The sequence below is a fragment of the Methanospirillum hungatei genome, assembly GCF_020216685.1.
GTDB classification, from domain to species: domain Archaea; phylum Halobacteriota; class Methanomicrobia; order Methanomicrobiales; family Methanospirillaceae; genus Methanospirillum; species Methanospirillum hungatei_B.
Window position 1 is genome coordinate 1 of the sequence record NZ_JAIWNS010000011.1, and the last position, 10,000, is coordinate 10,000.

Sequence of the window (10,000 nt, forward strand, 5' to 3'; positions counted from 1 at the left end):
GACCCACGTTTTTGAATTATTATGAGGATTTTTGTTCCGTTAGCTTCCTTGTACAGGGCGACATGACTCCCCTTACCTTGATATGGTGCTTCTTGAAAACCATTTTTTAAACTAATTTATAAGGGCATTTGAAGAAACCTGTGGTAGTTTCACGCTGCTTCAACCTCGATCACCGAAGTAAATTTTTCTGATGAGGTTATTGAAGGGAGAGCATCTGTTAAGATTCCAAGAAACTCAGCATTTTTTAGCCAGAGATCAATCGCTTCACGGAGGTTATCAAGAGCTTCCTTTGGGGTGTCACCACAGGATGCAACTTCGATTTCCACACATTTTGAAACGTAGACTCCCTCCTCTTCCCAAATCAGGGTTGTAAATTGATATCTTTTCATCTGCCTGACCTCGTTTATTCTCTCTCATATATTCTTTTTTCTGCTTTTAAAATTGTCAGGAGAGAGTAGTGAATCTATTTCCTGGCTTAAAAATTCAACATGGGCCAAAAAAAAGTATACATTAACCCGCAACCTCTTCTCCCTGCCCCTCTTTCTTCTCAGGTTCAGGCCCGGTAACGGTCACAATCGTTGCCTCTGTCGTTGGCGGAAGATAGATCTGCTCAATGGAAAGACAATCTTTCGGGCAGTAACTCACACAACACCCACAGATAACACACTGAAACTGGTTCAATCTCCAGGTCCGATCTGGTTTACTGACTTCAATTGCATCTGCAGGACAATGCATCCGGCACAGACCACAGAAGATACAATCATCAATAGTGATAACAAGGTGTCCACGGGTTACCGGCGTCACCTTTGCGGGCTGGTATGGATATCTGATCGTTGCAGGTCCTTTGACAAGGTTTTTCAGGACGGTCAGGGCCATAACTCCTACTTTCATCACAATCACCGCTCCATACAACCGATACAGGGATCAATGGTCAGCACGATAACCGGAACATCGGCAAGTTCACATCCGGCCAGCATCTGGACAAGAGCAGGAACATTCGCAAGCGTCGGGGTCCTGACCCGGTGCCGTGCCAGATTCTTCTTCCCGTTCGCCTTCACGTAATGAATGACCTCTCCCCGTGGCTGCTCTGCCCGTGCATAGTATTCACCGGACGGGTTACCTTTGACCGGAACCATGATATCTCCGGCAGGAATCCGGTCAATGGCATTCTCGATAAGGTCAAGCGAGGTGAAGAGTTCCTCTGCTCTCACCATGCACCGTGCATAACAATCAGCCTCATCTCTGACAACTGGTTTGAAATCCAGTTCATCATAGGCACCATACCCGGTTGATCTCACATCTACAGCATGCCCGCTGCCCCTGATGACCGGACCGACTGCCCCAAGATCCCATGCCTTATCTTTTGGGAGTATACCAATCCCCTTGGTTCTGGTCTGAACCGTCAGGTCTTCATCAAAGATACGGGTCAGTTCTGTAAAGTCATCCCGTAAACTAGGGATTTCACTCAGAATCCGCTTCAACTCTGCTGCATCCATATCCCTGCTGACACCACCGACCCGGTTTACTCCCTGAATGACCCGGCCTCCGGTTGTCCGCTCCAGCACATCAAGAATCTTCTCCCTTACTTTCCAGCAGTTCATAAAGAGGTTTTCATACCCCATCCCATCTGCAAAACACCCAAGCCAGAGGAGATGGCTGTGCATACGGGAGTATTCTGACCATATTGCCCGAAGAAACTCAGCACGTCTGGGAATTTCAATCCCCATTATCTGTTCTACTCCCTGGCAGTAGGTTGCCCCGTGAATGAAACTGCATATACCGCAGATCCGTTCGGATATGAAGACATAGTCCTTGTAATCACGCTTCTCTACAAGTTTTTCAAGACCACGGTGGACATACCCGATGGAGGGGATTGCCTCAACGACCCGTTCATCTTCCAGAACGAGGTCAAGATGGATGGGCTCAGGAAGGACCGGGTGCTGAGGTCCGAACGGGACGATAATCTGTTTACTCATGCTGGCCCTCCGGTTTCTTTTTCACAACCGATATCTGTGACGATCCAAAGGGGTGGGGAATACTGGTTCTGATAAAGGTTCCTTTGTAATCGATTGCAATTCCGGTGAAGGGAATTCCAAAGAGGTCTGCAATCTCATTCTCATACACGAATGAGGCAAGATAAATGCGGGAGATACTTGGGATTGGTTTATCAGGGGAGGCAGGGATCCGAAGGTGAGTCAAAGTCAGATCCTTATCAAAACTATAGGTCACCTCAAAAGCCTCTCCTTCTGCTGCACAACTGATCTGGACCAGGCGGTATCCGTCATCATGGAAGGAATGAACCCGGTTTATGAGGTCCTCGACTGCAATGGTCTCGATTGTCTGCTGTGGCTGCTTCATACCGTCCCCTCCACTCCTGCGTTCATAGCATGCCGTTTCTGTTCAAGTATCCCAAGAGCCTGCACGATACCATCGATGATCGACTCAGGCCGTGCAGCACACCCGGGGACATAGACGTCAACCGGGATGACCGTTGCAACACCCCCTGAAATATTGTAGCATTCTCTGAATACTCCGCCGGAGCATGCACAGATCCCAACCGCAACAACAACCTTCGGATGAGGCATCTGCTCATAGATGTTCTGCACAACTTCTTTGTTTATTTCATTAACACCACCGGTTATGACGAATATATCAGCATGTTTTGGGTTTCCGGTGTTGAGAATCCCAAACCGCTCTACATCATAGAGTGGAGTCAGACAGGCCAGTACCTCAATATCACAGCCATTACAGCTTGAGGCATCATAATGAATTATCCAGGGTGATTTCTGTAGGTATGACATGATTCTCACATAATTGAAAGGGCAAAGATATTTCCTGCTCCGGCAACGAGGGTAACAAACCAGGCACTGGTCATGGCATCCTGCCAGCGGACACGCGATGTACAGTTATCAACCAGGATCTCAAGCACCATGATAATGATAATTGCACAGATGCACAGCCAGAGATTATCACCAAAGAACAGCCATATAAATCCGAGCATCACGACAAGCTCATAGATATGGGCCAGTTCAACCATGGCAAGAGTCCGACCGGAAAACTCTGTCGTGCTTCCCTTTACAAGTTCCTGATGTGCATGATGTGAGGTTGCCAGATCGAATGGTGATTTCCTGAGTTTAAACGTTAATATATAGATAAACCCGAGGAACACTCCCGGCAGAAGCAGTATGGGAAGACCTGGATGGTTTGCCATATCCCCGATCAGGAATGAACCATTCACCTGGTATAGTCCGATGGCTGCAATGATGATCATCGGTTCGACTGCCATCAGCTGGATAAGTTCCCGCTCAGCTCCAATATGGGCATACGGCGAGTACGACACATACGCACCAAGCACCAGGAACACATGCCCGAGCGTAAAGGCGAATATGACAAGTAAGATGTCTCCTCCACCAAAGAAGAGTGCACCGGTGAATATAATGAATATGAGATAGCAGAAGATGAAAAAACTCTGTGCTCCCCATACTGCAACCTGTTTCTTCTGGAATAATTTACGGATATCATACCAGGGCTGGAGAACCGGCGGTCCGACTCTCCCCTGCATCCGTGCAGTCAGTATCCTGTCAAGCCCGGTGATGAGTATGCCGACAACCGGTGCAAGTATGATAAACAACGCTGCTGCAATGAACGGATCCATGGAATTCACAGGCCACCTCCGATGATCAGAATATTGAGGAGCAGGACAATCAGGAAGATACCCATTCCCACACTGATGCGGGAGAGGCGTTCTTCTCCGAATATCCGGTCCAGGTAGTAGTTAGACAGTGCTATCTCCCGGTTAATCCCACAGCTTCCCATGAATGCAGTGCTTCCGCCTTCCGGAATACCACACAGATACCGGGGAACCCGCCGTGCAGAATGCGTGAACCGGGCAAGAGAGAACGGCATGATGAGTACTAAGAACAGCATCATGAACATGATCTCAATATTACTCAAGGAGATAAGATCGGTGACCGACTGATACATGGTCAAAAGCCAGGGTTCTATCAGGTACCATGAGATGATCGGAAACCCGAAACAGACTCCGATGGTAAGTGCTGAGAGAATGTAGAGAATATTCTTTTCAGATCTCGGTATATGGGATTCGTCTTTTGTCTGTGGTTCCCCGACGGCTATGAGTTTTCCCATCCATTTTGCCCAGAAGAATGCGGTAATCCCGCTGCCATACGCGATGATGATGACCAGGAGAATTCCGTATGGAGGGACTGACTCCACAAAGGCATGAAGGGACGCCCATTTTGAGATGAGCATACCAAACGGTGCCAGAAACATACCGGCAATTCCGATCAGGATCATCATGGTAATCCGGGGCATCTTTGTAACAAGTCCGGTCATGTCTTCTATATCCCTGCTATGGATCTGATGCTCCACAGTTCCCACCGAAAGGAAGAGCAAAGATTTCGCTATGGCATGGAAGACGATCAGAAGGATTGCGGCCCAGAGTGCTTCTGCGGTTCCGACACCACAACATGCAACAATCAGTCCCAGGTTTGCAATAGTTGAATACGCAAGGACCTTTTTTGCATTGCTCTGGGATATGGCGATAGCAGATGCGGCAAGGAAGGTGATCCCCCCGATAAGGGCAATGAGGATTCCTACAATCTGTCCTTCAAAGACAGGAGCAAACCGTGCAATAATATAGACTCCTGCTTTCACCATGGTGCTTGAGTGAAGAAGGGCTGAAACCGGGGTTGGTGCAACCATTGCTCCGACAAGCCATGAAGAAAAGGGGAATTGTGCTGATTTTGCAAGTCCTGCAACGGCTATGAGTCCTGCGGGAATAAGGGCAATACCAGGTCCTGCAGTTACCAGTTCATGAAGTCCGATATATTGTGATCCCTGGCCAAGGAAAATTACCAGAAACGCAACCGGAATACATGCCCCTCCGACCAGGTTAAAGAGCAGTGCCCTGAAGGCATTCTTTACGGCTTCATCTGTCTCCGGATATCTGATAAGCAGGAATGAACAGAGTGTGGTTATCTCCCAGAAGAAAAACAGCCAGAGAAGGTTGTTTGAGAAGACCACTCCGAACATTGCCGAAAGGAAGAGGAACATGATTCCGAAGAACCGGGGCCTCTTATCCGGGCGGTCCGGGTGCTCTGCATGATATTCACGCATGTATCCTAGGGCGTACACACAGATGAGGCCTCCAATGACTCCGATAATCGCAGCCATGATCCCTGAAAGTTGATCCGAAAATAATTCCGGAATATGGGCATGGTCTGCGAGTGCCAGATATTCGACGGCACACAGGAGAATAAGCTGGAGGATGGTGATGCCAAAAACCAGATACTGCCGTGCTTTCAGACTGACAGAGATGATATACCCACTTATGAGGATATCACCAATAAAAATGAGTATACCAATCATATCGACCGGAACAGAGTAGTATACTGCCTGGGTGGTGATACTGTCTGCAAGGGTAATGAGAGAAGCAATCCCAACCAGGACTGCTCCACTTATAACTGCCGCTCTTCTGAAATTCTCGCCCTGAATGAGTGTCAAAAGGCCAGCCATCAGAAGAGGAAAGAGTATCAGGAAGATGAGCAGTTCCATGTATGTATCGTTTGAGAGCATGGATATTTATCATTATTTATCATGACAGTTGGTAGGAATGAAGATGAATACAAAGGTAATTTATGTGTTTTTATTTTGATTCAGAACGAAAGAAAAGACCATTCGTGAATTGTCGATGTTTTTATTCTCCGTTATGCATACGAGGCTCCCTCTTACAAAATGATCTGCTCTGGAGATTTTGTGTGGATAATAGTAGGTTAATATGCCCTTATTTCAGAAAAAGAACTTTTATTTAGTGTTGTCAATAATTATCTGTGCACGCAGAAAAAATTAAGGTTAATTCTTGATTCAATTACGATGATCTACGATTATGTTGTTTTTATAGAGGGGTGCTATTCTGGTCTGAAGCCGGAGTATAATTCTATAGGAGTATGCTCCAAAAAGAGAATAGCGTGGCTCTATTTGAATGTCGATCATTTACAATTATGGTATGGATATCATACATGGGATGTCACCCGTTCCATCGGACCTTTGCAGGTTCCCGTGGGGGGATGGCATAGTGCCGTAAAGCCGGATACCCGATGAGAAGAACTGTTTGTGGGATGGTACCTTCGGGAAGATCCATGACAGGCAGGACTTTTGGAGACCATTCTGCTGCCCGTTTTATTATCCCGGCCCAGCAGGTTCCAAGACCGTACACTTGGGCGATCAGGTCAAGGTAACTGGTTGCAATAAGAGCATCGGTTGGTGCTGTAGGGTCACTGGCTCTTGAGTATGTCATGAGGAGATGGGGAGCCCCGTGCGTGATAAGGTCCCTTCCTTTCTCCCACTCCCCGGTAATATAGGGAAATGATGAACCGATGGCAAATTCATGAAGTCTTTGTTCTTCTATCATCCGGTTCATCCATGAGATGATTGCTGATCCAACAGACTTTACAATGCTGGTATCATAGATGACCTGCCATTGGACGGTCTGCAGGTTCATTGCTGATGGAGCATACCTGACAATATCAAACAGGTTTTCAAGAACCTCGCGAGGAATGACTTTTTTCTGATATTGTCTGGTTGACCTGCGGGAGGTCACAAGGGTTTTGATCTGGTCAGGAGTAACCGGTTTTTCAGAGAGCACGGGAACGGTTTGTCTTTCTCCATAACCGGACAATCGTATTGCAGATGAGGGACAGAATGCGATGCAATGACCGCACCGGCTGCAGGGAGGAGCATTCGGATTCAGATCCGGATATCCGGATTCATCGCTTTTTATGACCGAAAACATGCAGACTTTACCGCATATTCCACAGGCTGTACAGGCTTCTCTGTTCATAAGTACCGGAGGTTGATACATACTCGTTCCATGTCCTATGTGTCTGTTCACGTTCATGAACTTATAAAGTGATGAAGAAGGGTCATTAAGATTAGAGGGTATTTCCCTTACATCTGATACCTGTGATCTCATTCGGGTTCAATAGGTACTGGCAGGATTCTCATATTCATAAGAGATCATTGACCTTTCAGTAAAACCTTTTTTACGGGATTTTTAGGGTATCTTTATTATGGTTGATGAGACATATTGGGTGATATCTAGATATAAATATTGCAACAGGCATGTATGATCTCTCTCCTCTGCGTTGGTGACGGGAAAGGACCCCTGAGCAGGTATATACAAATCCTGAGTCAAAGCCCAAATATATCTCTGGATTTTTCTCTGACTTTTCATGAGGCCCTTGAAAAGTTAAAATCCGCATCATATGATGGAGTTCTCACGGCATATCATCTTCCAGAGAAGAATGGTCTGGATCTCCTTCATCATGTCAGGGAGGTATATGGAGATCTGCCTTTCATCCTCTACACCGGAGCAGAAAAAGAGGATATTGCGAATGATGCCCTCTCATATGGGGCAGATCTCTGTCTGACGGATTACATTGATATCCGGTTTGAACGCACACGGCTTATCCATGTTATCAGTCGGATAGTAGAAGGCAGAGAGACAAAACTGGCCTTGCAGAAAAGTATTGCCCAGCTCTATCATGCAGAGTATATTGCCGGGCTGGGTCACTGGACATATGATCCAGATTCAGGAATGATATCAGGATCACTTGGTGCCCAGGCGATAATTGGCTGTAATACTGAAAATTTTACCATCGATGACCTCCTCAATGTGGTTCTTATAAAAGACAGATCCCGTATTAGAGCATCTCTTCAGGAATTAATTCATCAAAAACGATCCTTTCATGAAGAATGTAAGATACGAAGACAGACAGATAATGCACTTGTCGATGTCCATTTTATCGCGGAATATGATCCTGCCTCTCATACCGTTTTTGGAATAATTCAGGATATTACCGGAAGGAAAAAGATAGAACGTGCACTTCGTCTGAGCGAATCCAAGTTTAGAATGCTTGTTGAAAATATAAACGATGTCATCTTTTCTGTAAATCCGAAAGGCCAGATCGGCTATTTTAGTCCTGCTGGTGAACGGTTATTTGGATACCGCCCTGCTGATCTTGCAGGCAGATTCTTTCTGGATGTGGTGTATGAAGAGGACCGTCCGGCAATTCTAAAGAGGTTTGAGGAACTAGAGAAGGGTGTATTGACACCGTTGGAATGGCGACTTATAAAAAAGGACGGATCATTATCCTGGGTTAGAACCTCAACCCGACCGGTTACTGATACTGGTGGGAACCTGAAATATTTTGGGGTAATTACTGATATTACCAGAGAGAAGGAAGTTTATGCTGCATTGATTGAGAGCGAGGAAAAATACCGGTCACTGGTGAGTTATTCACTTGAAGGTATTATCATACTTGATTTTGATGGGAAGCTCTTATTTGCAAACATGGCTGCACTCCACCTTGTGGGGGTTTCTGACCCGGCCCTTCTTTCAGGTGTAAATGTTATGGATTTCATCGCCCCAAAATCTCGGGATCAGGTTCTTCTGGATCTGACACGGGTCCGGGAAGGAATCGATCCCTTCCTTGCTGAGTATCAGATCTGTACCGTTCATGGAGAGAAGATATGGGTTGAATGTGTCGGGAAACTGATCCGGTATGAGGGTCGGGATGCAGATCTTCTTTCAATACGTGATGTATCTGATCGAAAAGCTGCAGAAGAGGAACTCAGGGCAAGTGAAGAGCGGTTCAGATCATTCGTTGAATATGCGTATGATATTGTATACTCACTTACTCCCGATGGAGTATTTACCTACATCTCACCAAACTGGGCCGATGTGCTGGGCCATACTACTCAGGAGATAATCGGAAGTTCATATACAGATATTGTTCACCCTGACGATATTGGGGCGACAAGCAAATTCCTGGAGACAATACTCAGCACCGGGCAAAAGATGGGAGGGGTTGAATACCGGGTCAGGCATAAGGATGGTTCATGGAAATGGCATGTATCCAGTGGAACTCTGGTTAGAAATCCTGATGGGACTCCGAAGGCATTTTTAGGAATTGCCCATGATATCACCGAACGAAAAAAGTCAGAGGAGGCACTAGTTCAGGCAAACCGTCAGCTCAACCTGCTCAGTTCGATTACCCGCCACGACATTTTAAACCAGATTAATGCTATCTTTATCTATCTTGATGCGATGAAGGATATGGCCCATGATCAGAGAATTGGCGAATTTATTGACAATATCATGGCATGTACGGGAAAAATCCAGTCTCATATAGAATTTACCAAAACGTATGAGGGTCTTGGGTTGCATGAACCAGAATGGCAGGCTTTGATACATTGTATTCAAGAGCCACATCTGCCTGAGTCTATTCAGTTAGTTCTCGATCTTCCTGATGTCTTCATCTATGCAGATCAGATGTACTCCAGGGTCTTCCTGAACCTTATGGATAATTCTATCAGGCATGGAAAAACGGTTACTACAATTCATATATCTGCACAGAGATCCGGTGATGAGTTCCTTATTGCGTATGCCGATGACGGCGTTGGTATTCCTCCGGAAGACAAGGAAAAAATATTTGAGCGGGGATTTGGGAACAATACCGGGCTTGGATTATTTCTGGTACGGGAGATCCTTGCACTTACCGGAATTTCAATTATCGAACGGGGGCAGGAAGGGCAGGGGGCCTTATTTGAGATCCGGGTTCCGAAAGGAGGATGGATGAGTGCGAAATGAAAGGCCGTTCCTAGTGCACCCTTCGAAAAGATGGTATGTTCAGAGTAATTTCGTCTCTTCCGTTGGTTTTGGGACTTTAACAACAAGGACTCTGAAAATTTCAGTACTCTGGTTAATCCACCGGTGAGGAATCCTTGCCGGGCTTTCCACCAGCATATTCTTTGTTACCTCTGCCCGCTCATCTCCAATCTCAACAATTCCTGTCCCTTCCAGGACATAAAAGAAGACATCGACCGGAGTTATATGTTTTTTCAGTGATTCTCCCGGCTTAAGGGTGATGACTACTGCCATTGCATGAGGAGAGTCGTAGATCTTTCTGGCATCCACATG

10 protein-coding genes are annotated in these 10,000 nt (G+C 46.3%); 1 reads left to right on the plus strand and 9 read right to left on the minus strand.

From position 1 onward, the window contains the following. Positions 1-149 precede the first annotated feature (149 nt). The 8 genes from LDL35_RS00600 to LDL35_RS00635 form a co-directional block, all read right to left on the minus strand. Positions 150-389, minus strand: a complete 240-nt coding sequence (locus LDL35_RS00600; protein WP_011448734.1) for a type II toxin-antitoxin system HicB family antitoxin — start codon at positions 387-389, stop codon at positions 150-152. Positions 390-510: 121 nt separating this feature from the next. Then, positions 511-891: a 4Fe-4S binding protein gene (locus LDL35_RS00605; protein ID WP_304018444.1), complete on the minus strand. Its 381-nt coding sequence runs from the start codon at positions 889-891 to the stop codon at positions 511-513. A 5-nt stretch (positions 892-896) separates the two neighbouring features. After that, positions 897-1,976 (minus strand): nickel-dependent hydrogenase large subunit, encoded by a 1,080-nt coding sequence (locus LDL35_RS00610; protein ID WP_304018446.1) that lies wholly within the window; start codon positions 1,974-1,976, stop codon positions 897-899. Beyond that, the gene (locus LDL35_RS00615; protein WP_304018448.1) at positions 1,969-2,358 is read right to left on the minus strand and encodes an NADH-quinone oxidoreductase subunit C; all 390 of its coding nucleotides are present in this window, start codon (positions 2,356-2,358) and stop codon (positions 1,969-1,971) included. The genes LDL35_RS00610 and LDL35_RS00615 overlap by 8 nt, the downstream gene beginning before the upstream one ends. Beyond that, on the minus strand, positions 2,355-2,801 hold the full coding sequence (locus LDL35_RS00620; protein WP_304018450.1) for an NADH-quinone oxidoreductase subunit B family protein: 447 nt from the start codon (positions 2,799-2,801) through the stop codon (positions 2,355-2,357). Before LDL35_RS00620 ends, LDL35_RS00615 begins: the two co-directional genes overlap by 4 nt. Before the next feature lie 5 nt (positions 2,802-2,806). Continuing rightward, positions 2,807-3,655, minus strand: a complete 849-nt coding sequence (locus LDL35_RS00625) for a respiratory chain complex I subunit 1 family protein (RefSeq protein WP_304018453.1) — start codon at positions 3,653-3,655, stop codon at positions 2,807-2,809. Positions 3,656-3,660: 5 nt separating this feature from the next. Continuing rightward, positions 3,661-5,595, minus strand: a complete 1,935-nt coding sequence (locus tag LDL35_RS00630; protein ID WP_304018455.1) for an NADH-quinone oxidoreductase subunit L — start codon at positions 5,593-5,595, stop codon at positions 3,661-3,663. A 451-nt stretch (positions 5,596-6,046) separates the two neighbouring features. Next, the gene (locus LDL35_RS00635; RefSeq protein ID WP_304018457.1) at positions 6,047-6,859 is read right to left on the minus strand and encodes a nitroreductase family protein; all 813 of its coding nucleotides are present in this window, start codon (positions 6,857-6,859) and stop codon (positions 6,047-6,049) included. Between the two features lie 285 nt (positions 6,860-7,144). On the opposite strand from LDL35_RS00635, the gene LDL35_RS00640 reads away from it, so the two are divergent. Next, a complete protein-coding gene (locus tag LDL35_RS00640) occupies positions 7,145-9,670 on the plus strand; it encodes a PAS domain S-box protein (protein WP_304018458.1) in 2,526 nt (841 codons plus the stop codon). A 39-nt stretch (positions 9,671-9,709) separates the two neighbouring features. On the opposite strand, the gene LDL35_RS00645 is transcribed toward LDL35_RS00640, so the two are convergent. After that, a partial coding sequence (locus LDL35_RS00645; RefSeq protein ID WP_304018460.1) for a cupin domain-containing protein occupies positions 9,710-10,000 on the minus strand: 291 nt, incomplete at its 5' end.

Excerpts from the sequence above, each read along its gene's own strand:
- LDL35_RS00600 (WP_011448734.1), bottom strand. The coding sequence starts at position 389 with ATGAAAAGATATCAATTTACAACCCTGATTTGGGAAGAGGAGGGAGTC.
- LDL35_RS00605 (WP_304018444.1), bottom strand. The coding sequence starts at position 891 with ATGAAAGTAGGAGTTATGGCCCTGACCGTCCTGAAAAACCTTGTCAAA.
- LDL35_RS00610 (WP_304018446.1), bottom strand. The coding sequence starts at position 1,976 with ATGAGTAAACAGATTATCGTCCCGTTCGGACCTCAGCACCCGGTCCTT.
- LDL35_RS00615 (WP_304018448.1), bottom strand. The coding sequence starts at position 2,358 with ATGAAGCAGCCACAGCAGACAATCGAGACCATTGCAGTCGAGGACCTC.
- LDL35_RS00620 (WP_304018450.1), bottom strand. The coding sequence starts at position 2,801 with ATGTCATACCTACAGAAATCACCCTGGATAATTCATTATGATGCCTCA.
- LDL35_RS00625 (WP_304018453.1), bottom strand. The coding sequence starts at position 3,655 with ATGGATCCGTTCATTGCAGCAGCGTTGTTTATCATACTTGCACCGGTT.
- LDL35_RS00630 (WP_304018455.1), bottom strand. The coding sequence starts at position 5,595 with ATGCTCTCAAACGATACATACATGGAACTGCTCATCTTCCTGATACTC.
- LDL35_RS00635 (WP_304018457.1), bottom strand. The coding sequence starts at position 6,859 with ATGAACAGAGAAGCCTGTACAGCCTGTGGAATATGCGGTAAAGTCTGC.
- LDL35_RS00640 (WP_304018458.1), top strand. The coding sequence starts at position 7,145 with ATGATCTCTCTCCTCTGCGTTGGTGACGGGAAAGGACCCCTGAGCAGG.